Origin of the sequence: Vibrio sp. 10N.247.311.14 (genome assembly GCF_041467715.1) — a bacterium.
Taxonomy (GTDB): Bacteria; Pseudomonadota; Gammaproteobacteria; order Enterobacterales; family Vibrionaceae; genus Vibrio; species Vibrio crassostreae_C.
In genome coordinates, this window is sequence record NZ_JBFSVE010000026.1 from 17,796 (window position 1) to 43,604 (window position 25,809).

Annotated in this window: 21 protein-coding genes; 5 read left to right on the forward strand and 16 right to left on the reverse strand. The window is 46.5% G+C overall.

Annotated features, from left to right (window positions below; genetic code table 11):
• Positions 1-99: 99 nt before the first annotated feature.
• Entirely contained in the window at positions 100-1,251 is a 1,152-nt protein-coding gene (locus AB6F11_RS11420) for a CNNM domain-containing protein (protein ID WP_017062700.1), read from the reverse strand.
• Positions 1,252-1,521: 270 nt separating this feature from the next.
• On the opposite strand from AB6F11_RS11420, the gene hupA reads away from it, so the two are divergent.
• Positions 1,522-1,794 carry a nucleoid-associated protein HU-alpha gene (hupA, locus tag AB6F11_RS11425; protein ID WP_004729753.1) on the forward strand — a complete coding sequence of 91 codons (273 nt, stop codon included), beginning with the start codon at positions 1,522-1,524 and terminating at the stop codon, positions 1,792-1,794.
• 47 nt (positions 1,795-1,841) lie between these two features.
• Positions 1,842-2,540: a DUF1481 domain-containing protein gene (locus AB6F11_RS11430; RefSeq protein ID WP_017068859.1), complete on the forward strand. Its 699-nt coding sequence runs from the start codon at positions 1,842-1,844 to the stop codon at positions 2,538-2,540.
• A gap of 182 nt (positions 2,541-2,722) precedes the next feature.
• On the opposite strand, the gene purD is transcribed toward AB6F11_RS11430, so the two are convergent.
• Together purD and purH are read right to left on the reverse strand one after the other, a co-directional pair.
• A complete protein-coding gene (purD, locus tag AB6F11_RS11435) occupies positions 2,723-4,012 on the reverse strand; it encodes a phosphoribosylamine--glycine ligase (RefSeq protein WP_102394133.1) in 1,290 nt (429 codons plus the stop codon).
• Positions 4,013-4,194: 182 nt separating this feature from the next.
• A complete protein-coding gene (gene purH, locus AB6F11_RS11440; RefSeq protein ID WP_102394134.1) occupies positions 4,195-5,805 on the reverse strand; it encodes a bifunctional phosphoribosylaminoimidazolecarboxamide formyltransferase/IMP cyclohydrolase in 1,611 nt (536 codons plus the stop codon).
• Positions 5,806-6,130: 325 nt separating this feature from the next.
• Between purH and zntR the strand changes: the two genes are divergently transcribed.
• Positions 6,131-6,571 (forward strand): Zn(2+)-responsive transcriptional regulator, encoded by a 441-nt coding sequence (gene zntR, locus AB6F11_RS11445; RefSeq protein WP_017062704.1) that lies wholly within the window; start codon positions 6,131-6,133, stop codon positions 6,569-6,571.
• Positions 6,572-6,659: 88 nt separating this feature from the next.
• Here zntR and fis read toward each other — a convergent pair whose 3' ends face one another.
• From fis to AB6F11_RS11490, 9 genes are all read right to left on the reverse strand, one after another.
• On the reverse strand, positions 6,660-6,956 hold the full coding sequence (fis, locus tag AB6F11_RS11450; RefSeq protein WP_004729744.1) for a DNA-binding transcriptional regulator Fis: 297 nt from the start codon (positions 6,954-6,956) through the stop codon (positions 6,660-6,662).
• Between the two features lie 23 nt (positions 6,957-6,979).
• On the reverse strand, positions 6,980-7,948 hold the full coding sequence (dusB, locus tag AB6F11_RS11455) for a tRNA dihydrouridine synthase DusB (RefSeq protein WP_032546269.1): 969 nt from the start codon (positions 7,946-7,948) through the stop codon (positions 6,980-6,982).
• A gap of 140 nt (positions 7,949-8,088) precedes the next feature.
• Positions 8,089-8,976, reverse strand: coding sequence for a 50S ribosomal protein L11 methyltransferase (prmA, locus tag AB6F11_RS11460; protein ID WP_017055901.1), 888 nt, complete (start codon positions 8,974-8,976; stop codon positions 8,089-8,091).
• Positions 8,977-9,146: 170 nt separating this feature from the next.
• The gene (accC, locus tag AB6F11_RS11465) at positions 9,147-10,490 is read right to left on the reverse strand and encodes an acetyl-CoA carboxylase biotin carboxylase subunit (protein ID WP_017062706.1); all 1,344 of its coding nucleotides are present in this window, start codon (positions 10,488-10,490) and stop codon (positions 9,147-9,149) included.
• Between the two features lie 15 nt (positions 10,491-10,505).
• Positions 10,506-10,958, reverse strand: coding sequence for an acetyl-CoA carboxylase biotin carboxyl carrier protein (gene accB / locus AB6F11_RS11470; protein ID WP_017062707.1), 453 nt, complete (start codon positions 10,956-10,958; stop codon positions 10,506-10,508).
• A 74-nt stretch (positions 10,959-11,032) separates the two neighbouring features.
• Complete coding sequence (gene aroQ, locus AB6F11_RS11475) at positions 11,033-11,482, reverse strand: type II 3-dehydroquinate dehydratase (RefSeq protein ID WP_010435475.1); 450 nt, start codon at positions 11,480-11,482, stop codon at positions 11,033-11,035.
• Positions 11,483-11,805: 323 nt separating this feature from the next.
• Positions 11,806-13,755 (reverse strand): acetate--CoA ligase, encoded by a 1,950-nt coding sequence (gene acs, locus AB6F11_RS11480; protein ID WP_009844693.1) that lies wholly within the window; start codon positions 13,753-13,755, stop codon positions 11,806-11,808.
• Positions 13,756-13,973: 218 nt separating this feature from the next.
• Positions 13,974-14,606, reverse strand: coding sequence for a 3'-5' exonuclease (locus AB6F11_RS11485; RefSeq protein ID WP_017062708.1), 633 nt, complete (start codon positions 14,604-14,606; stop codon positions 13,974-13,976).
• Positions 14,607-14,616: 10 nt separating this feature from the next.
• Positions 14,617-16,449 carry a DUF294 nucleotidyltransferase-like domain-containing protein gene (locus AB6F11_RS11490; RefSeq protein ID WP_102394135.1) on the reverse strand — a complete coding sequence of 611 codons (1,833 nt, stop codon included), beginning with the start codon at positions 16,447-16,449 and terminating at the stop codon, positions 14,617-14,619.
• 232 nt (positions 16,450-16,681) lie between these two features.
• On the opposite strand from AB6F11_RS11490, the gene AB6F11_RS11495 reads away from it, so the two are divergent.
• Positions 16,682-17,878, forward strand: a complete 1,197-nt coding sequence (locus AB6F11_RS11495; protein WP_017062710.1) for a 3-phenylpropionate MFS transporter — start codon at positions 16,682-16,684, stop codon at positions 17,876-17,878.
• A 118-nt stretch (positions 17,879-17,996) separates the two neighbouring features.
• Positions 17,997-21,428, forward strand: a complete 3,432-nt coding sequence (locus AB6F11_RS11500; protein ID WP_102394144.1) for a PAS domain-containing hybrid sensor histidine kinase/response regulator — start codon at positions 17,997-17,999, stop codon at positions 21,426-21,428.
• 117 nt (positions 21,429-21,545) lie between these two features.
• Here the strand turns inward: AB6F11_RS11500 and AB6F11_RS11505 are convergent, their stop codons facing one another.
• The 4 genes from AB6F11_RS11505 to AB6F11_RS11520 all read right to left on the reverse strand — a co-directional run bounded on the left by AB6F11_RS11505 (position 21,546) and on the right by AB6F11_RS11520 (position 25,511).
• Positions 21,546-22,931 carry a lyase family protein gene (locus AB6F11_RS11505; RefSeq protein WP_017062713.1) on the reverse strand — a complete coding sequence of 462 codons (1,386 nt, stop codon included), beginning with the start codon at positions 22,929-22,931 and terminating at the stop codon, positions 21,546-21,548.
• 12 nt (positions 22,932-22,943) lie between these two features.
• On the reverse strand, positions 22,944-23,330 hold the full coding sequence (locus AB6F11_RS11510; RefSeq protein WP_017068852.1) for a hypothetical protein: 387 nt from the start codon (positions 23,328-23,330) through the stop codon (positions 22,944-22,946).
• A 200-nt stretch (positions 23,331-23,530) separates the two neighbouring features.
• Complete coding sequence (locus AB6F11_RS11515) at positions 23,531-25,234, reverse strand: sodium:solute symporter family protein (protein ID WP_102394136.1); 1,704 nt, start codon at positions 25,232-25,234, stop codon at positions 23,531-23,533.
• A gap of 10 nt (positions 25,235-25,244) precedes the next feature.
• Positions 25,245-25,511 carry a DUF4212 domain-containing protein gene (locus AB6F11_RS11520; RefSeq protein WP_010435433.1) on the reverse strand — a complete coding sequence of 89 codons (267 nt, stop codon included), beginning with the start codon at positions 25,509-25,511 and terminating at the stop codon, positions 25,245-25,247.
• Positions 25,512-25,809 lie beyond the last annotated feature (298 nt).

Genomic DNA, 25,809 nt, shown 5'->3' on the forward strand with positions numbered 1-25,809 from the left:
AATTGCACCAAGGTACGAATAAAAACAAAGGCTCCCTAGGGAGCCTTTGTTGTATCTGACGGTATCAAATTTAGATTAAGCGTCTTTTTTGTCTTCGTTCTACACTTTGTCTTTTGATGCCTTATCTTTTGATGCGTCGTCGTCATTCGTTGATTTTGCATCTGAAGAGTCGTTGTCTGCTGGAGTTTCTTCCTCGTCCTCGTCATCGCGGTTTTCGATAACACCGTGTGTCTCTTTCCACTTCTCCCAGCGTTGGAACGCCAGTTCTTGCATGTCAGTCGTCTTATCCGCTTCGTCGACAATCTCTTCGCCCACTAGGTGCTCAAAGATGTCTTCTAGGGTGATGATGCCCTGAATAGTGCCGTATTCGTCCACAACTAAAGACAGTTGCAGGCGGTTTGCCATCATCTGGTCAAAGGCCTTAGCCAAGCCCATGTTGTTCAGCAACACGTGGATAGGGCGCATTACTTCACCCAAAGCTTTCTCACCACAACCGGCTTGCTGCAATCTAAACAGCTCTAAGCGGTGAACAAAACCGATGATGTTGTCACTCTGCTCGCTGTAAACCAGCGGACGTGAGAATGGCGTGTCTTTATGTTGTTCTAGGAACGTATTCACACTCATTTCCGCATCAACACGGAATACCACTGGGCGCGGCGTCATTACCTGAGTCACGGGTACATCTTGAATACCCAGTAGGTTGCTCAGGATTTTTGACTCGCCTTCTGCAAATTCACCGCTCTCTTTTGCCAAAATCGCCATTGCAGATAACTCATCACGCATTTTTGGTGCTTGGTGGCCACGAGCAAGACGTTTGGTGATCTGTTCTGAGAACCATACAAACGGTGTTAGGAAGAACACCATCCAACGAAGCACGCTTGCCGAAGCAGGAGCAAGTTGACGCCAGTAGGTTGCACCAATGGTTTTTGGAACAATCTCAGATAATACCAAGATACCTAGCGTTAGCACGGCAGAGAAGACACCTAACCATTGGCTACCAAAAACGACAGCCGCTTGTGCACCTGCTGTCGCAGCACCGATAGTATGGGCGATGGTGTTGAGCGTTAAAATTGACGCAAGCGGGCGGTCAATATCTGTTTTCAGTTTGTCTAAAGACTCTGCTGCAGGGTGCCCATTTTGTTTTAGTTGAGCAATGTAGCTCGGACTAATACTCAAAAGTACAGCTTCCAAAACAGAACAAATGAAAGAAACTCCAATAGCAATGGAGACGTAAATAGATAGCAGCAGCATGTTTGCCCTTAAATTAAATTGTACGCTTTAGCAGCGATTCAGCGTGGATTATAGTGAAAAAGTAGTGGCTAGGTCATCATTAATTTTGCTCTCAGCCCCTTTTAAACAAGGGCTTGCTTAATAAAATCAGTAACAAATTGTGAGTTATTACTCATATTATGGCTAAAACTACGGCATTAGAGCTAAAGATCGACGACAAACCTTTGCCAGATGGGGCATTTATGTTTTAGAGTGAATTGAATTTAAAAATACAAAGAAGGGAAACCTAAAATGAACAAGACTCAATTAATCGACTTTATTGCTGAAAAAGCGGACCTTTCTAAAGCACAAGCTAAAGCTGCTCTAGAAGCGACTCTTGGCGGTGTTACAGATGCTCTTAAAGATGGCGATCAAGTTCAGCTAATTGGTTTTGGTACTTTTAAAGTAAACCACCGTGCAGCTCGCACTGGTCGTAACCCAAAAACTGGTGATGAGATCCAAATCGCTGCTGCAAATGTTCCAGCATTTGTTGCAGGTAAAGCGCTGAAAGATTCAGTGAAATAATCTAAACTGTACCGAGGTAGTCGTATTCCACCTCGGTACAGGTTTTTATGAAAAAAGCATTTCTTCTCGTTTCACTATTATCTACATTTCTTATTGGTTGTTCTTCAACAAGCCCTCGCAAAAACCTAGAGCAATTTGAAACTCATACCGGCGGCCAAGTCATGGGCGACGCGACAAGTTTCTACTGGGTTACAAACAAGCTAACACAACCTCATACTTCAGCTGACTACGTCACTGTCGGCGATTACGGCTGGTACCAAACTGATTATGCTTGGTCAGAAGGCGTGCTTCGAGAATTCATTCGTGAAGGCGAGCAGCGTAACTCTTCGAATGAGCTGGTTCCTTATCGTGTCCATGTGCGTTTCAATAAGTCAGGCGAAGCTGTGTATCAACAGTATCGTATTGATAGCAAAATCTTACCTATCCAAGCTAAGCAACTCGAAAACTACCAGAAAGAAGCTAAGTCGGTTCTAGAGACTACGATGAAGCAGAATGACGAAGGGCTCAGACTGGTTCAGGGTTACTGGGATGGCAGCTCTTTTAAGACGTGCGCTGGTGGTGAATTTGATCGCATTGAATTTAACCAGACCTTACCAAGCTTCGTGATCGACCGATTGGCATCAGTGGAAAGCTATGCGGCGTTTCTTGGCAGTGACTTACTCGGTAAGATGAGCGTAGAAGAGTTACTGATGCTGGCTGAAGACAGTCATGATTGTGTCGTGAGGCCATCGTTGCTGAAAGAATAGCGAGTAATCAAAGGATTGAGAGTATTTGGCCTACTGTAGGCCAAGTGCTGATTTGTCTGTACAGACGCGGATTCCTAGAAAGATTGAGTAATAAAAAAGGCGCCTATTGAGGCGCCTTTTGTTGTTATTCGCTTACTGTCATTTGCTTACTATTATGAAAAGTAAGCGAGTAACCAGATTGATTACTGCTCTTGCTCGCGCGCAATCGCACGGTAACCAATATCATTGCGGTGGAACATACCATTCCAGCTAACTTGCTTCGTCAACGCGTAAGCGCGCTCTTGAGCCTCAGAAACCGTATTGCCCAGTGCTGTTGCACAAAGTACACGACCGCCGTTTGTCACAACGTCGCCAGCTTCATTATTTGTCGTACCCGCGTGGAAAACCTTTTGGCCTTCAACTTCGCTTGTTGGTAGTGAAATAACGTCACCTTTTGCGTAGTCAGCAGGGTAACCGCCAGCCGCAAGAACAACACCGATAGAAGCGCGTGGATCCCACTTCGATTCTGCTTCGTCGAGCTTCTCGTCGATAGCCATTAGGCAAAGTTCAACAAGGTCTGACTCCATACGCATCATGATAGGTTGCGTTTCAGGGTCGCCAAAGCGGCAGTTGTATTCGATAACTTTAGGTGTGCCGTCAGCATCGATCATTAGGCCAGCGTAAAGGAAACCTGTGTAAGGTGCGCCTTCTGCGTCCATACCACGTACCGTTGGGTAGATAACTTCCTCAAGGATACGGTTGTGGATTTCTGGAGTTACAACCGGCGCAGGAGAGTAAGCACCCATGCCGCCCGTGTTCGGCCCAGTGTCTTTGTCGCCAACACGTTTGTGATCTTGGCTGGTGGCCATAGGAAGCACGCTAGAGCCGTCAACCATTACGATAAAGCTTGCCTCTTCGCCTTCAAGGAACTCTTCGATAACCACACGGCTGCCTGCTTCGCCAAATGCGTTGCCTGCTAGCATGTCTTTGATTGCGTCTTCTGCTTCTTCCAGTGTCATCGCAACGATAACGCCTTTACCAGCCGCAAGGCCGTCAGCTTTAACTACAATTGGCGCGCCTTGCTCACGAACGTAAGCGAGAGCTGGCTCAATTTCAGTGAAGTTAGCGTAAGAACCTGTTGGGATGTCATGACGAGCTAGGAAGTCTTTGGTGAATGCTTTAGAACCTTCAAGTTGCGCTGCTGCTTGAGTTGGACCAAAGATAGGTAGACCTACTTCTCGAAATGCGTCAACCACACCAATGACTAACGGTGCTTCAGGGCCAACGATGGTCAGTTCGATTTCTTTCTCTTGAGCAAACGCGACTAACCCAGCGATGTCTTCAACGCCGATGTTTACGTTCTCAAGTTTAGGCTCAAGTGCGGTGCCTGCGTTACCTGGAGCGATGAATACTGTTTCAACGTTTGGGTTTTGTGCTGCTTTCCAGCCTAAAGCATGTTCTCTACCGCCAGCACCGATGATTAAAACTCGCATTGTAAAATCCTTAATCTCAAATATCTAAATATTTAAAAAAACAAAGTTATAAGTCTTGCTCAAAGTAGTTGGTGATGTGGCTAGGCAGCAATTGAGCCCATCCCCGGGGAGCATAGTCTGCTATGTGACCGGGGTGGGCGAAAGCAGCTAACGACGCCACAGTGCCAAATACGAAGAGGAAATTAGTGGCGGAAGTGACGCATGCCCGTAAAGATCATCGCCATGCCGTGTTCGTCTGCTGCTGCGATAACTTCGTCATCACGCATAGAACCACCCGGTTGGATAACACACTTGATGCCAGCTTCTGCTGCCGCGTCGATACCGTCACGGAATGGGAAGAACGCGTCAGATGCCATTACACAACCTTCAACCTTTAGACCTTCGTCTGCAGCTTTGATGCCTGCGATTTTCGCAGAGTAAACGCGGCTCATTTGGCCAGCGCCAACACCAATTGTCATGTCGCCTTTCGAGTAAACGATAGCGTTAGATTTAACGTATTTCGCTACTTTCCAGCAGAATAGAGCATCTTTCAATTCTTCAGCTGTTGGCTGGCGCTTAGAAACCACTTTAAGGTCATCTTCAGACACCATGCCTTGGTCGCGGTCTTGAACTAGCAAACCACCGTTAACGCGTTTAACGTCAAAGCCAGTTGTCTTCGTTGTCCACTCACCACACTCAAGTAGGCGAAGGTTTTTCTTAGCCGCTACGATTGCTACTGCTTCAGCAGAAACTGATGGTGCAATGATAACTTCAACGAATTGACGCTCAGTGATAGCCGTTGCTGTTGCAGCGTCTAGCTCACGGTTGAAAGCGATGATGCCGCCAAATGCAGAAGTTGGGTCTGTTTTGAATGCACGGTCGTAAGCTTCTAGGATGTCTTCACCTAGTGCAACACCACATGGGTTAGCGTGCTTAACGATCACACATGCTGGCTGGTCGAACTCTTTCACACACTCAAGTGCTGCGTCGGTGTCAGCGATGTTGTTGTAAGAAAGGGCTTTACCTTGAATCTGGCGAGCTGTAGAAACTGATGCTTCTTCAGGGTTTGCTTCAACGTAGAATGCGGCTGCCTGGTGGCTGTTCTCACCGTAGCGCATGTCTTGCTTTTTCTCGAACTGTTGGTTGAACGTGCGAGGGAATTTAGACTCTTCGTCAGCCTTCTTTCCTTCTTCATCAAGTAGAGAGGCACCGTAAGATGGAACCATAGTGCCGAAGTAGTTTGCGATCATGCCGTCGTAAGAAGCGGTGTGCTCGAATGCTGCGATAGCGAGGTCGAAGCGAGTCTCTAGTGTTAGAGATTTATCGTTCGCGTCCATTTCAGCGACAACGCGCTCGTAGTCGTGTGCGTTAACAACGATCGTTACGTCTTTGTGGTTTTTCGCTGCAGAGCGAACCATTGTAGGGCCGCCGATGTCGATGTTCTCAACAGCATCAGCAAGGGTACAACCTTCTTTAGCAACGGTTTCTGCGAATGGGTATAGGTTTACAACAACCATATCGATAGGGTTGATACCGTGAGTTTCCATCACGTCATCATCTTGGCCACGACGGCCTAGAACACCACCATGAACTTTTGGGTGCAGAGTCTTAACACGGCCATCCATCATTTCTGGGAAACCAGTGTAGTCAGATACTTCTGTAACAGAGATGCCTTTTTCAGCAAGCAGGCGAGCAGTGCCACCGGTAGATAGGATATCTACACCACGGTTAGCAAGAGCTTGTGCAAATTCAACGATACTAGTTTTGTCTGATACGCTGATTAGAGCGCGGCGAATTGGACGAGCGTTATTCATGCTTCCATCTTCCTCAAATTCATGGGGTTAAAATAAAGATATTTGCCAAAAAAGAACTTGTTTCTATCTTCTTAGCGTGGATTATCTTAGATACCAGTAAGAGATAAAATATTGGCCAGTTTTGGTAAAGACCTTTTGGGTTAGTCTTATGATTAAGCTATAAGATAACCAACTCCAAATTTGATGGCGCAGATTCTAACTAATTTATTACAAAAAAGCTCGCGCAATCGTTTGGCATCTCAAAATTAATTATGAAAAGTGCCATTTCAGCCTAAAAAGTAACGATAAGGTTAATTGTGGAATGGACGAAACAGTAGGAAAAAACATGTTTCAGATCGGTGAATTAGCGAAGCGATGCGGTGTGACAGCCGATACCTTGCGATTTTATGAGAAGAATAACCTGATCGCGCCAGCCAGTCGCAGTGACTCGGGTTATCGCCTATATGATGAAAATAACCAGAAACAGGTGACGTTTATTCTCAAATCTAAAGCGTTGGGGCTGAGTTTGGACGAGATTAAAGAATTGCTTGAGATTCGCCTCGAGGCCACACAGCACAGTTGCGCTGAAGTGAAGTCGATTACCTCAGCAAAGCTAGAGATGATTGATGAGAAGATTACCGAGTTAACTAAGATTCGCACCGCACTTAAAAAGATTAATGATGCGTGTTGTGGTCACGTAGACGATGATGCAAGCCATTGTTCGATTCTAGCAGCCTTGGACTCAGCAAACGTCGACAAAGGTCGCTGCTGTCGCACTGGAGAGTAATCAGCGACTATCACGGATCGACAAGCCAAAAAAAAGCCAAACTCAACAATGAGCTTGGCTTTCAATTCAATAAATTACGAAAGAACGATTAGTTCATGCCGTATTTTTTAAGTTTCTTGCGAAGAGTACCGCGGTTAATACCCATCATGGTTGCTGCGCGAGTTTGGTTACCGCGAGTGTACTGCATGATAGTGTCTAGTAGTGGCTGTTCAACTTCAGCTAATACTAATTCGTATAACTCGCTGACTTCTTGACCGTTTAATTGAGCAAGGTAATTTTTCAATGATGCTTTAACTGAGTCACGTAGTGGCTTCTGCGTGATTTGGTCTTGTGATGTAACTGTAGTTACTGTCAATGCTTCTGAAGTCAGATTTTGTTCGAACATATTCGGTCTAGCTCTTCTCGTAATTATGGTGCAACGTTATCAAAAAAACCTTCTAGCGCTTCAAGCTGCAGATCACCTGCTTCGAATGCGTTGAAGGTACGGCGAAACTCACTCGCTTGTTCATGTTCTTTTAGATACCAACCCACATGCTTACGAGCGATGCGAGGGCCTAAAAACTCTCCATAAAATTCATGTAGAGCGTGCACATGACCAAGCATGATGTCTTTCACTTCCGAAATCGGGAGTGGGTCCATCGTGGTGCCGTTTTCCAAATAGTGTAGGATTTCGTTAAAAATCCAAGGACGTCCTTGGGCAGGTCGACCTATCATTAAAGCATCAGCGCCGGTGTACTCCAGCACAAACTTCGCTTTTTCCGGACTATCGATATCACCGTTAGCGATAACCGGAATAGATACTGCTTGTTTCGCTGCTTTAATGTGTTTGTATTCTGCCTCACCTTTGTACATACAAGCGCGAGTTCTTCCATGGAGCGCAAGAGCTTGTATGCCGCAGTCTTCGGCTATTTTCGCGATTTGGACACAGTTTCTATTGTCTGTATCCCAGCCTGTGCGCGTTTTCAACGTTACTGGAACGTCGACAGCATTTACCACCGCTTTCAGAATGTCTTCAATGAGTTCTGGATGCTGCAGTAAGGCTGAGCCCGCAAGCTTCTTATTCACTTTTTTGGCTGGACAACCCATGTTGATATCGATGATTTGCGCACCGTTATCGACATTAAATTGAGCAGCCTCGGCCATAAGCTGTGGATCTGCACCAGCGATTTGTACTGAACGAATGCCCGATTCGCCTTCATGTACCATACGCTGCTGAGACTTTGACGTTTTCCAAACTTTCGGATTGGAGGACATCATTTCACTGACTGCCATCCCCGCACCGTAGCGAAGACACAACTCACGGAATGGTCTATCCGTTACGCCAGCCATAGGAGCGACGATTAGATTGTTCTTAAGTTGATAATTTCCGATTTTCAAAAATGTCATCACAGTTCTGTACCAGCAAGGGCGCGCATTTTACGCATTTTTTCGCTGCGTGAAAAGACTAATATTTGAGCATTTACAATTTGTTTTTGTAATTTGTTTAAATTTCAGTCAATTAGCGCCCAAAGTCTTGTCTAGCCTTGCTTGCGACCTGAGATTCGACACCATTCTTGTTGTTCGATGATCGGATCAATGTGAAGCTCATCACGATAATAAGTGGCAACATCTTCTGCTTGTGTATCTAAAACACCCGACATCGCAAGTACACCATTTGGCTTAACTAGGCCCTTGATGATGCCAGAAAGGTCGCGTAATGGACCCGCAAGAATGTTGGCAACAACAACGTCTGCTAGCAAACCTTCCGGTTGATCTTGTGGCAAGAACACCTCTAGTTGCTCAGCAACGCCATTGCGTTGTGCGTTGTCTTTTGATGCAAGCAGAGCTTGAGGATCAATGTCGATCCCGATAACTTTTGCTGCGCCTAGTTTGATCGCAGCGATCGCTAGGATGCCTGAGCCACAACCGAAGTCGATCACGGTTTTGCCTGCAAGGTCTAAGCCTTCAAGCCACTCAAGACACAATGCCGTTGTCGGGTGAGTACCTGTACCAAATGCAAGGCCAGGGTCTAGCATTACGTTAACAGCGTCAGGTTCAGGGATATCGCGCCAGCTAGGGCAGATCCATAAACGCTCACCAAACTTCATTGGGTGGAAGTTGTCCATCCATTCACGCTCCCAATCCTTGTCTTCAATTTGCTCTACTTTATGAGCAAAGTCTGCAGGGAACATGTTGCTTGCTTTAATCTGCGCTAGAACGACACCAGTATCAGTCTCAGCGTCGTAAAGCGCGAGAATGTCAGTATCACCCCAAAGGCGAGTTTCGCCTGGCAGAGGCTCAAATACAGGGGTATCTTGTGCATCCAGGAAAGTTACAGAAAGAGCACCAGTCTCTTCCATTAACATGTCGCCGATTTGTTCGGCATTTTCATTGGTAGCATTAAGCTTGATTTGAATCCAAGGCATGGCTGCATCTTCTATATGAGAAAAATTGGATGGCGAGTCTAGCAGAAAATATGAGCAAATTCACCAAAACCCCACGGAATATAATGGGGGTTAAAGATTGATTTTTTCGGCGGTTCAAAAACAAAAATGCTCACCGAAGTGAGCATTTTGACTGTTCTTAAACGAACGGATTATGACAAACCAAGTTTCTTCTCAAGGTAGTGGATGTTTGCACCACCGTGTTGGAAGTTTTCGTCGTTCATAATAGACAGTTGAAGCTCAGTATTAACGTTAATACCTTCAACAATCATTTCACCCAATGCGTTCTTCATACGAGCGATAGCAACATCACGGTTCTCACCGTAAGTGATCAGCTTACCAATCATTGAATCGTAGTGTGGTGGCACTGTGTAACCCGTGTAGATGTGAGATTCCCAACGTACGCCCATGCCGCCTGGTGCGTGGAAACGTTCAATCTTACCTGGTGAAGGTAGGAAACGAACTGGATCTTCAGCATTGATACGACATTCGATTGAGTGGCCACGCAGCTTAATGTCATCCTGAGTGAATGATAGAGGCTGACCAGCTGCAATACGTAGCTGTTCTTTCACTAGGTCGATACCCGTTACCATTTCAGTAATCGTGTGTTCAACCTGGATACGAGTGTTCATTTCGATGAAGTAGAATTCACCGTTCTCGTATAGGAATTCAAATGTACCTGCACCGCGGTAACCGATCTCAATACATGCACGAGTACAACGTTCGCCAATGTACTTACGCATCTCTTCAGTGATACCTGGAGCTGGCGCTTCTTCCACAACTTTCTGGTGACGACGTTGCATTGAACAGTCACGCTCACCTAGGTGGATAGCATTACCTTGGCCATCTGCAAGCACTTGTACTTCAATGTGACGTGGGTTTTCTAGGAATTTCTCCATGTAAACCATGTCGTTGTTGAAACATGCTTTTGCTTCAGCACGAGTCATCGCGATAGCTTCTGTTAATTCTGCTTCAGAACGAACAACACGCATACCACGACCGCCGCCGCCGCCAGATGCCTTGATGATAACTGGGAAGCCAATGCGTTTAGCGTGCGCTTTGTTTTTTGCTTCGTCGTCGTCAAGAGGGCCGTCAGAACCCGGTACACAAGGTACGCCAGCTTTCTTCATTGACGTGATAGCTGACACTTTGTCACCCATCATGCGAATGGTTTCAGCTTTAGGGCCAACGAAGATAAAGCCACTGCGCTCTACCTGTTCTGCAAAGTCTGCATTTTCAGATAGGAAGCCGTAGCCAGGGTGAACAGCTACTGCACCTGTAACTTCAGCTGCGCTGATGATACGAGGGATGTTTAGGTAGCTATCGATACCACGAGCTGGACCGATACAAATGGTTTCGTCTGCAAGCAGTACGTGCTTAAGATCACGGTCAGCAGTTGAGTGAACCGCTACCGTTTTAATGCCAAGCTCTTTACATGCACGCAGAATACGTAGTGCAATCTCACCACGGTTCGCGATTACTAATTTATCTAACATAATGAGTGCTCTCTATTATTCGATAATTACTAGAGCTTGGTCGAATTCTACTGGTTGACCGTCTTCAACTAGGATAGCTGTTACAACACCAGATTTATCAGCTTCGATTTGGTTCATCATTTTCATTGCTTCAACGATACATAGCGTTTCGCCAGCAGTTACAGATTGACCAACTTTAACGAATGGTTTTGCGTCTGGGCTTGGAGCGCCGTAGAAAGTACCAACCATTGGAGAAAGAACTTGGTGACCAGCTGGAACTGCAGGAGCTGCTGCTTCTGCTGCTACAGGTGCCGCCGCAGGAGCTGCTGCCGCTACAGGTGCTGGAGCTGCTGCATATTGAACAGGTGCTACAGGTGCAGTGCTGTTACGACTGATTCGTACTGACTCTTCACCTTCAGAGATTTCTAGCTCAGAAATACCAGACTCTTCAACCAATTCGATTAGCTTTTTGATTTTGCGAATATCCATTGTTTCTTTCTCTTTATCTGTTAATTGAACTTACTCTATGACTGAGTAGGTTAGTAATAGTTCGTTGTTTATGTTTACTTTGAGTTGAGCTTGCTGAGCGCAGCGGTCAAAGCAAATTGATAACCTTGGGCACCTAAGCCACAAATCACACCTTCTGCTTTATCAGATAGGTAAGAGTGGTGACGGAATGGTTCACGCGCGTGAACATTCGATAGATGAACCTCAATAAATGGTATTGCAACGCCAAGTAGTGCATCACGCAGTGCCACACTGGTATGTGTAAAGGCTGCTGGGTTGATAATAATAAAATCAACATTTTGATAAGCACTATGGATAGCTTCAATCAGTTCGTACTCACGATTTGACTGTAAGTGAGATAGCTCAACATCGTGTGCTTTCGCTTGCTCGGTCAGTGAGCTAATAATCTGATCAAGTGTTTGAGAACCGTAGTGTGCGGGCTCTCTAAGGCCTAACAGGTTAAGGTTTGGGCCATTTAAAACTAGAATGCGAAACTTTGTAGACATCGTGGGGCTATCTTCCTTTATCGTGTTTACGAACGTGAATGTTGCCATTTTATTGAAAATTTGCGGTTAATTTCCAGTGAGAAAAACCCAAATTTAAAAATTAGAACCAGATTATAGCTAATTCAGCGCAAATCGCAGCAATTTACTGGTCTAATCTCCTATTGATACAGCTTGGAATTGTTACCAACTTAACAAAAAAGCGTCTTAGCCTTAATTTGGGGCGGGATATTTGAGATCAAGATCAGCCATAAAAAAAACCGCCACATAGGTGACGGTTTAGAAAGTGCTGTTTTAAACAGTGATTAGCTGCTGTGACTGGCTGCTTATGCCAGTTCTGCTTTCTCGGCAATCAGCTTATCAACCACACTTGGGTCGGCCAGTGTCGAGGTATCACCTAGGTTACCTGTATCGCCAGTCGCGATTTTACGCAGGATACGACGCATGATTTTACCCGAACGAGTTTTTGGTAGAGAGTCGGTCCAGTGCAGTACATCTGGCGTTGCAATTGGGCCAATCTCTTTACGTACCCAGTCTTTTACTTCTTTATGAAGCTCTGCGGTTGGGAACTCACCATCATTCAGCGTGATGTAAGCGTAAATCGCTTGGCCTTTAATATCATGAGGGATGCCCACAATCGCGGCTTCTGCAATCTTATCGAACGCGACTAGAGCCGATTCAATCTCAGCAGTACCCATACGGTGACCTGATACGTTAAGTACATCATCGACACGCCCCGTAATCCAGTAGTAACCGTCTTCATCACGACGAGCGCCGTCACTGGTGAAGTACATGCCTTTAAAGGTCGAGAAGTAAGTCTGTTCGAAGCGGTCATGATCGCCATGAACGGTACGCATTTGGCCTGGCCAAGAGTCAAGAATCACTAGGTTGCCGTCTGTTGCACCCTCAATGATGTTACCCATGTTATCAACCAGTGCCGGTTGCACACCGAAGAATGGACGAGTTGCAGAGCCCGGTTTCAGGTCTGTTGCGCCTGGTAGCGGTGCAATCAAGATACCGCCCGTTTCTGTTTGCCACCATGTATCAACAATTGGAGATTGCTCATTACCGATTGTTTTGTAGTACCACTCCCACGCCTCTGGGTTGATAGGTTCACCCACTGAGCCCATGATTCTTAGGCTGTCACGAGAAGTACCTTCAACGGCTTCATTGCCTTTCGCCATCAATGCACGAATAGCCGTTGGCGCCGTATAAAGAATATTAACTTGGTGCTTATCGACCACTTCGCTCATGCGGCTGGTGTTCGGGTAATTTGGCACGCCTTCAAACAGAATCGTTTTTGCGCCATTAGCAAGCGGTCCGTAAACAAGATATGTGTGACCGGTAATCCAACCCACATCGGCTGTACACCAGAAAGTCTCGCCTTCTTGGTAATCGAATACGTATTTGAAGGTCATCGCAGCATAAACAAGGTAGCCACCTGTGGTGTGCATAACGCCTTTAGGTTTACCTGTTGAGCCTGACGTATAAAGGATGAATAGTGGATCTTCTGCGTTCATCTCTTCTGGTGGGCAATCTGCAGATACATTAGCAATAGCATCGTGCCACCACACATCGCGATGTTCGTGCCATGCCACATCACCGCCAGTGCGTTTGAATACAACAACCTTCTCGATGTTTTTCACTTCAGGGTTCGTCAGTGCTTCATCGACATTCTTTTTCAGTGGAACAGCACGGCCGCCACGCACGCCTTCATCGGCAGTGATAACGACTTTAGAATTTGAATCGATAATACGACCAGACAGTGCTTCTGGTGAGAAACCACCAAATACGACTGTGTGAACCGCACCGATACGGGTACACGCCAGCATGGCTACTGCCGCTTCTGGCACCATTGGCATGTATAAACAAACCACATCACCTTTGCGCACGCCTTGCTCTTTTAGAGCATTCGAAAACAGGCACACTTCTTTATGCAGTTCATTAAAAGTTAGAGTTTTATCATCTGCCGGGTCATCGCCTTCCCAGATGATAGCGACTTCATCACCGCGCTCAGCAAGGTGGCGGTCGATACAGTTAGCCGAAACGTTAAGCGTGCCATCTTCAAACCAGCGAATATCAATGTGGCCAGGGTCGAAAGAGGTGTTTTTTACTTGTGTGAAAGGTTTGATCCAATCAACGATTTTTCCGTGTTCACCCCAAAAGCCTTCAGGGTCAGAAACAGATTGCTGGTACATGGCTAGGTAAGTGTCATTATCCGCGTGTGTGGTTGATTTAATATTTTCTTTTACCGGATAAACGTGGGCTTCACTCATTGCATCTCTCCTTGTGCCTACATTCCTAATGAACTGGCAACTTCCTTTGTGTTCAGTTTCTAGGTCTATTACAGAACCGTCTTTGTGTTATCACTCTCGGCTAGGACGGCGATTTCCACAATTAGACTTTAGGATGAGACGCTGCTTTTCACTTACAAAATAGCGAGTTAAGTTCAATTTTGAGATGTTGCTCTCTATGTGAAGCGCCAGTGGTTGAATTAAGAATAAGAAGAGTTGAAACGGGGAAGGTCACCATGTTTCAGGCGCACAAAGATCAGCGCAGCGGAGATAGCGTCTTGTAATGCATCATGTTTATTGACCGGGATAGGTAAATCGAGTTGGCGACAGATGGCGTCCATACTGAGATCAAAATAGGCGTTGGGCAGCTGTCTTTCGAGTTTGTCTTGATAGAGTTGGCTCACTTCGACTAATCGGTTAGGCAGTGGAAATCCAAGCTGTTTTAAACAGGCGCGGTCGAGAATTTTTTTATCATAGCGGATGTGATAGCCGACTAAAGGACGATTTCCAATGAAGTTCAGTAGCTCGATTAAAGCCTGTTTTTCTTCGATGCCGTGCTTTAGATCTTGATGACGGATACGGTGGATTTTTATTGAATTGCAATCGAGCGATTGGGGGGCGCGCAACCGGACTTCAAAAGGTTGGCTGGTAATGATTCGGTTACCGATGATCTTGGTCGCGGCAATGGTAACTAATTCTGCCTGATTGGGATCTAGGCTGGTGGTTTCACAATCGAGCGATACATATTCATGATCAATAGGCGCGGTAAACAGAGGCTGATAGAGGGAGCCTTTGAGCTTGTGATGCCAGTAATAGCGAACCAACCTATTCATCGTTCAATGCCTAATCCCGTATCTGATAGTGGTAGCCGAGCCATTGCTTGAATTTCTTCACCACGTGCAGGCTATGACGAAGCAGATCCCTGTCTGCTCGTTCCATCAGTTTGACGTTAATCTTGTTGCTGCTGTGCTGCTGAGAAAGCCTTTGGGCTAAGCGCCACTTAAAGAATTGCTTGAGTGCTTCACTGAGATTATCGGCAGTACTTTGCTCTAATACTTTCTTGCTGACCAGCTGCTCAATGCGTTCGAAGGTGTTGTTGACCGTGACACCATGTTCTAGGCAAAGCGCTCTCACACCATGCACGATAGGGAAAATACCGCCTTGTTTGATATCGAGTCCGGACTTAGATTGCTTCACATTACCAAACAGGGTCAGGGGAACTGAGAAGTTCAGCGCCGGGCGGCAGAACTCCGTCAGAATCAATTCTTGTCCGAGCATTAAATCACTGAGGTGCTGCTTTACAGGTTTTAATAACTCTCTATTCCCCGCTACTGCGTGTGCATCTGCCATGATCGCGATATCCATCACGGTGTCTGGCGTGGCTTTTTTTACCCAATGGGTGAGGGTTTGTTTCCACTCTTGTTCTGAATGCACCCATTTCGGATTGTTGACCATTACGTTGCCCGGGCACAGTGGGTAACCCAATTGTTGAAGGGTATGGGTGAGGTCGTTCATGGCACTTTGGCATTGATGCCATTCCAAACCATCTTGAATAATCAGAGCGTTGTCTTGATCGGTTTTGAGAATTTGCTCTCCACGCCCCTCAGAACCCAACACGATTAGGCAGCAATGATTATGCAGTGCAGGTGGGATCACCAACTCAAAAGCCTTCTCTATGATCTGTTCGTTGACCGCAGAAATCAGCTCCATGATAAAGCGTGTGCGAATCCCATTACTGAGCAAGCTCTCGACCAGTTGACGTTGTTTGTTGGATGCCATTGCCAATTCTTCAACGCTGGTGGCGCGCGCAATACGCAAAGTAAGAACGTGGGAGTGTGTGGAGAATGCACTGAGAATCTGTGTCATATCCACCATGCCGACCGCATTTTTACCATCACAAACCATCAACCTTTTTACTCGATTTCTGGTCATGGTAATCATGGCGTTAAATAAGAAATCGCCTTGGTTCACGTGCATCACCGGAAACGTTGCGATCTCACCGACAGGCGCATCCAGTGTGAAATTATCGAGCATCACAGCATGCAATAAATTGGTTCGAGTGACGATTCCATACGACAAGGAACATGATGTTCCAAAAGCTTTTGGATCATTATGTTCCAAATGGACTAGGGCCGAGTCTAACCCTTGTTCTTTAAGGGTTTGAGTGACTTGGTTGATCGGTTGGTTTGGTTCAAGTATCAGTGGTGGGTGATAGATAGAGTCATCCACTTTGGTTAATATAAACTCGGCAAGATTCTGTTGCTGCTGGGCGGCTTCTATCAAAGCTTTTCGTGTTGATAGGTTGCTATCAAAGTAGGCAGCGAATTGGCCATTGGCGTGGTAAAGCTCAAGAAAAATATCGGTGGGCAGCAGATAACTTAATGTATCTTCGAGTGCGATATATTGGTGTTTGGTGTGGGGTTCAAACTGGCTGCGGACATCAAAAATATCGTCATTGGCATAGTGTGCGTAAATCTCACCATCACTGCTCGCGCGCTCTTCAACAGCTCCTTTGATCAAAATATGCAGGTGTCGGCTCGGCCTTTCAGCTTCCAGTATCACTTCTTGAGAGCGGTAATACACCACGTCTAATGAAGAGCGAAGCTTCAACTGTTCGGCGTCGGACAGGCTATCGAAGGGCGGGTGCTGCATATTAAATTTGTCAGGCATAAGCATCACAAGAAGAAATGGGAGTCTTTAATCAGTCTGACAAAATACCAGCGAAGCTCCAGACGACTTTAGTCTAAATGCGAGTATGAGTATTGATGAGCGTGAAATCTCTTGTTGAAATGCGATATCCAGACCCATTGAATATGGGAATACTATCCCAGTAATAATTCCCTTTTTCATCGTATGCGAGATAGGCATAATTGGTGCTGCCTTTTTCCGCACACTTTATAGGTCATTTATGTTTAGCCCTTCACCCTATGGCTGGATCTCTCAGTATTTTCTTGGTTTCTTTTTTGCGTATGGCGTGTATTTGCCATTTTGGGCGTTGTGGTTTGAAGACCAAGGCGTGTCTGCTGGTGATATTGGCGTATTGATTGGTATCGGCTTTGCAACTCGTTGTGTGGCCAACTTAGTGATTACGCCGCGTATCCATAAAGTGGAACACTTGATGCCAGCGCTACGCTGTTTGAGTTTCGCTGCGCTGCTGTTTGTCGGTTTCCACTTCTTCACCGGTGGCAGTTTTATACTGATGTTGTTGGCAACGGTACTGTTTAACCTCTGTTGTGGGCCGATCATTCCTCTTTCTGATGCGATGGCTAACCATTACAGTCGTTTGAAAATGCTCGACTACGGCCGAACTCGCCTTTGGGGCTCAATTGCCTTTATCGCAGGTTCAACGGTTGTTGGCTATTTGGTGGCACAATTTGGCACCGACATGATTTTGTATACTGCACTTGCGGGCGTGTTGTTGTCATTAATTCTGGCGATGAGAAATCCTAACGTGATGCCAGTAACGCAATCTGAGCAACAAGCGGCGCGACCAAAACTAGGTGAACTGCTGCGTGAGTCGTCAGTGGTAAAGTTTTTAGCCTTGATGGCGCTGCTGCAAGGTAGTCATGCGGCTTACTACAGTTTTAGTGCGATTTATTGGAAAGAAGCGGGTCACTCAGAAGCTATTATCGGTTACTTGTGGAGTTTAGGTGTTGTTGCTGAAGTGGCCGTATTTGCTCTGAGTAAGCGATTATTCTCAGGCTGGTCACTGCGTACTTTGTTTGTCGTCGCGGCTATTGGGGTGATGGCGCGTTGGGGTATTACCGCATCAACGACAGCGATTTTCGCACTGGTGATGGTGCAGCTACTGCATGGCGTGACCTTTGCCATGGCACACATCGCCGCGATTCAATACATCCAATCTGAAGAACAAAACAAGATGGTTGCGCTACAAGCTCTGTATAACGCGATTCCATTAGGTGCCTTTATTGCACTGATGACCACCTTAAGTGGTTGGGGTTATGAGCTTTGGGGCGCAAATATCTTCTGGGGTATGGCTGCTATGGGTGCACTTGCTCTGTTCATTAAGTTGGATGAAAGAAGTTCAGTGGTTGAGATTAATCAATCAGATTCGGAACAGTCAGAATCTCACAGCAAATGCTGATAATTAGAGTCTAAAGCACAGAATTTAAGCGATGCGATTGAGTTAATCACCCATCCTTAGTTAAATGAAACCTCTCCCTTATGGAGAGGTTTTTTTATGGATGAAAAAAGGGTTTTCAATGCAAGGATGGATAGTAATTCCAGTCTCTTTAGCCTACTTGGGCGTGTTATTTCTGATCGCTTGGTATGGAGACAGGCAGGTTCGTTGGCTATCGCGTTGGCGCCCGTGGATCTATAGCCTTTCGATTGCCGTGTATTGTACCTCTTGGACCTTCTATGGAACGGTCGGACAGGCGAGTAACAACCCTTGGTCTTTTTTACCCATTTACCTCGCCCCGATTCTAGTCTTTACACTAGGCTGGCGGATCTTGGCGCGGTTGATCCTGATTGCGAAGCGGGAACATATCACCTCCATTGCCGACTTTATCGCGGCTCGTTATGGAAAATCTCAGGGCTTAGCGGTGGCGGTGACGGTTATCGCCGTGGTTGGTATCCTTCCTTATATTGCTCTGCAACTGCGTGGTATTACCATGGGGTTGGATATTGTTGCACCCAACCTAGCGGCTGACTTCGGTTATCAGGACTATCATGTGTCTTGGTTTGTGGTCGGTGCTTTGGCTATTTTCACCATGCTGTTTGGTACAAGACACATTGATAACACAGAGCATCACCGTGGCATGATGATGGCGGTGGCGTTTGAATCCATCGTTAAGCTCGCGGCATTCCTGATCGTTGGCCTATTCATCATGTATCTGGCGATGAGCAGCGACAAGATCGACTTGCTTGATGTGGCGGCTTCCACCTACGAATCACCCAATATTCCGACCTTAATTATTCATACCGTTTTAACCATGTTGGCGATTGTCTGTCTGCCACGCCAGTTCCATACCATGGTGGTAGAGAACGAACGTCCTCAAGACCTGCATACCGCTCGTTGGTTGTTTCCGCTTTACCTGATTTTGATGGGACTGTTCGTGCTGCCAATTGCTTGGGCAGGACAAGGACTACTTACTGGTATGCCAGCGGATACCTATGTGATCAGTGTGCCAATGTCAGAAGGCGCTAATCACATTGCCTTGCTGGCTTTCCTTGGTGGTACGTCTGCGGCAAGTGGCATGGTGATAGTGTCGACCATCGCCTTGGCGATCATGGTGTCGAATGATTTAGTGATGCCATTGTTACTGCGCCGTATGCGCCTAACTCAAAGAACCCATCGACACTTTTCTGGCCTGCTATTGGTGATTCGCCGCGGGCTAATTTTACTGCTGTTACTGGGTGCTTGGCTGTTTTATCAAGCGCTCGATACCATCCATTCACTGTCAGCGATTGGCTTTCTTTCCTTTGCTGCGATTGCTCAATTCGCGCCAGCACTTATTGGTGGTTTGTACTGGCGCCCGGGTAACCGCAAGGGCGTGTATGTCGGCTTAATGGTGGGCTCGTTGATTTGGCTGATTACCTTGATGAGCCAAACCAGCATGTTGGCTGGCGACAGTGAAAGTAACCTTTTACTGTGGATTATCACGCCGCCAGAACTGCTCAGTAGCTGGAATATCAGCAGTTCAAACTGGGGCATTGTGCTGAGTATTGTACTTAATACCTTGTGCTATGCCGTAGTTTCGATGTCGACCAGGCCAAGTCTAAGTGAGCGCTTACAATCAGCAGCATTTGTTGGCACGCCGCTGCCTGAAAACGAGAATATTAGCCTTTACCAGAACCGAGTGACGGTCGCTGAATTAGAGATGCTGGCGTCGCGTTTTGTGGGTCGCAAACGTGCGAAAAGTGCCTTACACAGCTATTGGCAACAACACGGTCAGCCGCTGCTTCCTAATCAACAAGCGCCTGCAAGTCTGATTCGACACGCAGAGCGCGTGCTCGCCGGAGTATTCGGTGCTTCGTCTGCTAAGTTAGTACTTACTTCCGCTTTACAGGGAAGAAACATGCAGCTTGAAGAAGTCGCGACCATCGTGGATGAAGCTTCGGAACTGTACGACTTCAGCCGTGGTTTACTGCAAGGCGCGATTGAACATATTGGCCAAGGCATCGCAGTAATCGACAAACAAATGAGGCTGGTGGCGTGGAATCAGCGCTATCTAGAATTGTTTGAGTTCCCTGCTGGTTTGATACAAGTGGGCAGGCCGATCTCCGATGTGATTCGCCATAATGCTCAGCAAGGTTTGTGTGGTCCGGGTGACCCTGAAGATCATGTGCGTCGCCGTGTTTATCATTTGGAGCAAGGCACTCGACATACCTCTTCTCGCATTCGTCCTGATGGTCGAGTGATTGAAGTGCAAGGTAACCCGATGCCAAGTGGTGGCTTTGTGATGAGCTTTACCGACATCACGGTATTCCGACAAGCAGAGCAAGCGCTAAAAGATGCCAACGAAAGTTTGGAATCGAGAGTGCATGAGCGAACTCAAGAGCTCGAAAAACTGAATCATCGCTTGGTAAAAGCCACGCAGATTTCGGATCAAGAATCACAATCTAAGAGTCGTTTTCTAGCCGCGGTAAGCCACGATTTGATGCAGCCGCTCAATGCCGCACGTCTATTTGCTTCGTCACTGTCTGAGGTGGCAAAAGAGCAAGAGGTGAAGCAATTGTCATCTCACATCGAGAGTGCACTTGGCGCCGCAGAAGATTTGATTGGTGACTTGCTAGATATCTCTCGATTGGAGTCCGGAAAGTTAGAAACCAACATTCACGCGATTGCCGTGCATGACGTATTAACCAATTTGAACGCGGAATTTAGCGCTCTAGCGAGACAACAGAAAATTGAGTTTAAGATGATTCCGTCGTCATTGTTCATTCATTCAGACCCTAAGCTGTTGAGGCGTGTGATTCAGAACTTTTTGACCAATGCGTTCCGCTACAACCCGGAAGGGAAAGTGGTACTGGGTGCGAGAAGAGTCAATGGACAGGTTCGAATTGATGTGTGGGATAATGGAACCGGTATCGATGAAGACAAGCAACAAGAAATCTTTGAAGAGTTTACTCGTGGCAGCCAAGTACGAGCCGATCAAGGATTGGGGTTAGGGTTAGCAATCTCGAAAGGTATTGCTCATGTGCTTGGCCATCAAATTTCGATGCGCTCATGGCCGGGGCAAGGCAGTGTCTTTTCCATCACTTTAGCTAGAGCGGAAAAAGTGGCTCCAGTTGTGCAAGCTTCGACGCCAATGGCGACCAGCGACATCGAACATCTCAAGATATTGTGTGTCGATAATGAACGAGAAATCTTAGTCGGTATGGAAAACCTGATCGGACGTTGGGGCTGTGAGGTTAAGACGGCGGTTGATTTGGTCGAAAGCTTGCAGTGCCTAGATGAGGGTTGGCTACCTGATGTGATTTTCTCTGATTACCGTTTAGATAATGGCAGAACGGGTCTCGAAGTCCTGCAGCAGTGTCGCTTGCGCCTCGGAGACTCTTTTGAAGGGGTCATCATTAGTGCCGATAGAACCGATGACATGTTGGCAGCGATAAAGGCCAACAGCTTTCGCTTTATTGCCAAGCCAGTGAAGCCACTTAAGTTAAGAGCGGTCTTGAATCGAGTGAGCTAGTTTGGGTTAACAGGCTCGGATTAGTACGTTCGTGAGCGGATAGTGAAAAGGCCTCAGATGAGGCCTTTTTTGTCTCTGTTTTTTTTGCGAACGCCGATTCGCTTGTTAATTCAATAACTAACCAGCAATGCCACCTTGTGTCAGTGTGGTTGGATCAAGCAGTTTACTGAGCTCTTCTCGGCTAAGATCGGTTTCTCTTTCTGCGACATCCAGAATTGGTAAGCCTTCTTTGTAAGCTTTCTTGGCAATATCAGCCGCCTTCAAGTAGCCAATCACAGGGTTAAGTGCGGTCACTAGGATTGGGTTCTTTGACAGTGCCAAATCGAGATTGTCTTGGCGTACCGTGAAGGTCGCGATGGCTTTGTCCGCTAAAGCGACTGAGCTGTTTGCCAATAACTCAATACTTTCCAACACGTTATGAGCAATCACTGGCAGCATCACATTAAGTTGGAAGTTACCTGATTGTCCGGCTACGGTAATGGTGGTGTCGTTGCCAATGACTTGCGCCGCCGCCATAGCTGCAGCTTCTGGAATCACAGGATTTACCTTGCCAGGCATGATCGATGAGCCTGGTTGTAGAGCCTGTAATTCAATTTCCCCTAAGCCAGCCAACGGCCCAGAGTTCATCCAGCGAAGATCGTTTGAGATCTTCATGATCGCAACTGCTGCCGTTTTGAGCTGACCTGACAGCGCAACGATCGCGTCTTGACTGCTGAGGCTAAAAAAGAAGTTTTCACTCGAGCTAAAACTGATCTTTGTCGATTGAGACAGGTTACTCGCAAACTTATCGGCAAAGCGTGGGTCAGCATTGATCCCTGTTCCAACCGCAGTACCACCTTGTGCTAAAGCCTTGATAGCGGGCAGGGTGTTCTCTATTGCTTGCTTAGCGTGTTCTATCTGAAATTTCCAACCACCTAGCTCTTGAGCAAAGGTCATTGGCATCGCATCCATTAGATGAGTGCGGCCGGTCTTCACGACCTCCGCAAGTTCCTGTTGTTTGATGGTGAGTGCTTCAGAAAGGTGAGTTAATGCAGGTAATAGCTTATTTTCAGCCATCAAAGCAACGCTCACTTGAATTGCGGTTGGCACCACATCGTTACTGCTTTGGCCCATGTTGACGTGATCATTGGGGTTCACGTCGCCTTGCAAGCTTCTTGAGGCAAGCGTAGCAATCACTTCATTGGCATTCATGTTGGAACTGGTACCTGAACCGGTTTGGTAGACATCGATAGGGAATTGATCGAGGTGTTTACCCTCAATGATCTCTTGGCTGGCTTCGGCTATCGCGTTGGCAATATCACCTTCCAGTAGACCTAACTGAGCATTGGTATCTGCCGCTGCCTGTTTAATTAACGCCAGTGCTTGAATAAAACTGGTCGGCATCTTGTGAGAGCTAAACGCGAAGTTATCCGCTGCACGCTGAGTTTGTGCTTGGTATAGCGCATCGGCAGGGACTTTCACTTCGCCCATGCTGTCTTTTTCAATCCGAAATTGTAGGGTCATGTTCTATCCTTGTTAGCCAAGTGGGGCTTGGACTTGTTTTAGTGTTTGGCTGAGATTCAAAAAACGCGCTTGGCCTTGAGGTTGCTGGCAGTAGTGGCGCTTCAAATAAAATAGTGGTGAGTGAATAGAGTCTAGGCAGATATGACGAAAGGCGAAACTGCGCTGAGGAGACTCAATCGCTTCAATCAAATGAAAGAAAACTTGGCGTAGATACAGCTCGCACAACAAGATGTTTTCTTGAGCGGCATGCTTTTCATAGTAAGCCGAAAGCGTCAGTGCACACTCGATATACTCTCGAATTACAAACGGCTCATGGCCTTGAACTTGTTCTAATGAAGCAAAGCGATCCTGTGCTTTGTAAAATCTCGAATAGAGAACCTGCTGCTCTTTCATCATCATCTGCATCTCTTTACTGGATGTTAATGATAATTATTATCAAATAAAGTTTTAAAAACAACCCTTTGTTTATCTTTTTATAAAGTGAGCAGAAAAAGAAAAAGCCGATACACGAAGTATCGGCTTTCTGGAGTCAGTACCTAATCCCTACAATGTAAGTACTGATTCATTTTTTGCTAAACATCTTTGTTTAATGGTCGTGCTTAGTGGTCGTGAGCTTCACCTGCACCTTTCGGGTAACGGATGTTCTCAACCATATCTTGTACATCTTGTGGTACTTCAGCAGTTACTTTGTTTACAGCAATCGATACTACGAAGTTTAGACACATACCTAGCGTACCGATGCCTTCTGGGCTGATACCAAACCACCAGTTTTCAGGTGTGCTTGCTGCTGGGTTAATGAACTTGAAGTAGATGATGTAGCTTGCTGTGAAGGCAATACCTGACAACATACCTGCAATTGCGCCTTCCTTGTTCATCTTCTTGTAGAAGATACCTAGGATAATCGCTGGGAAGAAGGATGCTGCGGCTAAGCCGAAGGCAAACGCTACTACCTGTGCTACAAAGCCTGGTGGGTTAATACCTAAGTAACCGGCACCGACAATCGCGACCATGGCTGCCAGACGAGCGGCTAACAGCTCCTGCTTGTCGGTCATGTTTGGTCTGAAGCCTTTCTTCAACAAGTCATGTGAAATCGACGTTGAGATGACCAATAGTAGACCCGCGGCTGTTGATAGTGCGGCTGCTAGGCCACCGGCTGCAAGCAGTGCTACAACCCAGTTTGGTAGTTTCGCTAGCTCTGGAGAAGCCAGTACGATGATGTCACGGTTAATCTTCATCTCGTTGCGCTCATCGCCCGAGTAGAACATTTTGCCATCGCCGTTCTTATCTTCCCAACCTACTAGGCCAGTGCTTTCCCAGTTTCTGTACCAGCTTGGTGCGTCCGCTGCAGCGACACCTTGCATGTCAGGGCCGTTGATTGTTTCGATCATGTTTACACGAGCGAATGCTGCAACTCCTGGTGCTGTTGTGTATAGCAATGAGATGAACAGTAGTGCCCAACCCGCTGAGATACGAGCATCACGTACTTTTGGTACCGTGAAGAAACGAATGATTACGTGTGGAAGACCCGCAGTACCGACCATTAGAGCCGCACAGATGAAGAATACATCTACCATGCTCTTGTTACCTTCGGTATAGGCGGTAAATCCGAGTTCTTCGGTCAGTCCATCCAGTTTATCAAGAAGGTAAACATCTGTGCCTGATAGCGTAGAGCCCATACCAACTTGTGGAAGTGGGTTACCTGTCATCATGATTGAGGTAAAGATTGCTGGAACAAGGAAGGCGAAAATGAGGACACAGAATTGAGCTACCTGCGTATAAGTGATGCCTTTCATGCCACCTAGTACTGCGTAGAAGAACACAATACCCATACCAATGATGATGCCTAGGTTAATATCAACTTCTAGGAAACGAGAGAATACAACGCCCACACCACGCATCTGGCCTGCAACGTACGTAAACGATACGAAGATTGCACAGAATACCGCTACCATACGTGCCGTTTTCGAGTAGTAACGCTCACCGATGAAATCAGGAACCGTAAACTGACCGAACTTACGTAGGTAAGGTGCTAAGCATAGCGCAAGTAGTACATAACCACCTGTCCAACCCATTAGGTAAACCGCACCGTCGTAACCAACGAATGAGATGATACCTGCCATTGAGATGAATGATGCTGCCGACATCCAGTCAGCGGCGGTCGCCATGCCGTTTGCTACTGGGTGTACACCACCGCCAGCAACGTAGAACTCACTAGTAGACCCTGCACGAGCCCAGATTGCGATGCCGATATATACCGCGAAAGTAATACCGACGAGAATAAACGTCCAAGTTTGAATATCCATGTTCTAGCCTCTAGTCTTCCTGTACGTTGTATTTTTTGTCGAGCGCATTCATGCGGACAACGTAAATAAATATCAGCGCCACGAAGGTGTATATCGAACCTTGCTGAGCGAACCAAAATCCTAGCTTGAACCCGCCAAACTGAACGGTATTGAGGGCATCCACAAATAAGATGCCAGCGCCGTAAGACACCGCAAACCAGACCGCGAGCAGTGTTCCCATAATTCCCAAGTTTTCCTTCCAGTAGGCTTGAGCATGTTCCGTAGATTCGAACGCCATTGCCTTCTCCTTTATTCCGTTTTCGTAGAAACTGTTTTTGTGAAACCGTTTTGTAAAATAGCGTGTTAACGTAATGTTACGATTTAGAATGTAGCAAGGATAAGTCAAGGGATCTGTGCAACTTTAGTCGGGATGGTATTAGCGCTAATGTACTGAAATATGGGAGCTAGGAGACATAACCATAGAAAAATGTGATGTTACAATGTTGTTAAATTAGCCAAAGGTCTAACAAAAAGGGATGAATTAGACTGCGAGTCATAAAATTTAACAACTAAATGACCGAGAAACGGTATTTAGC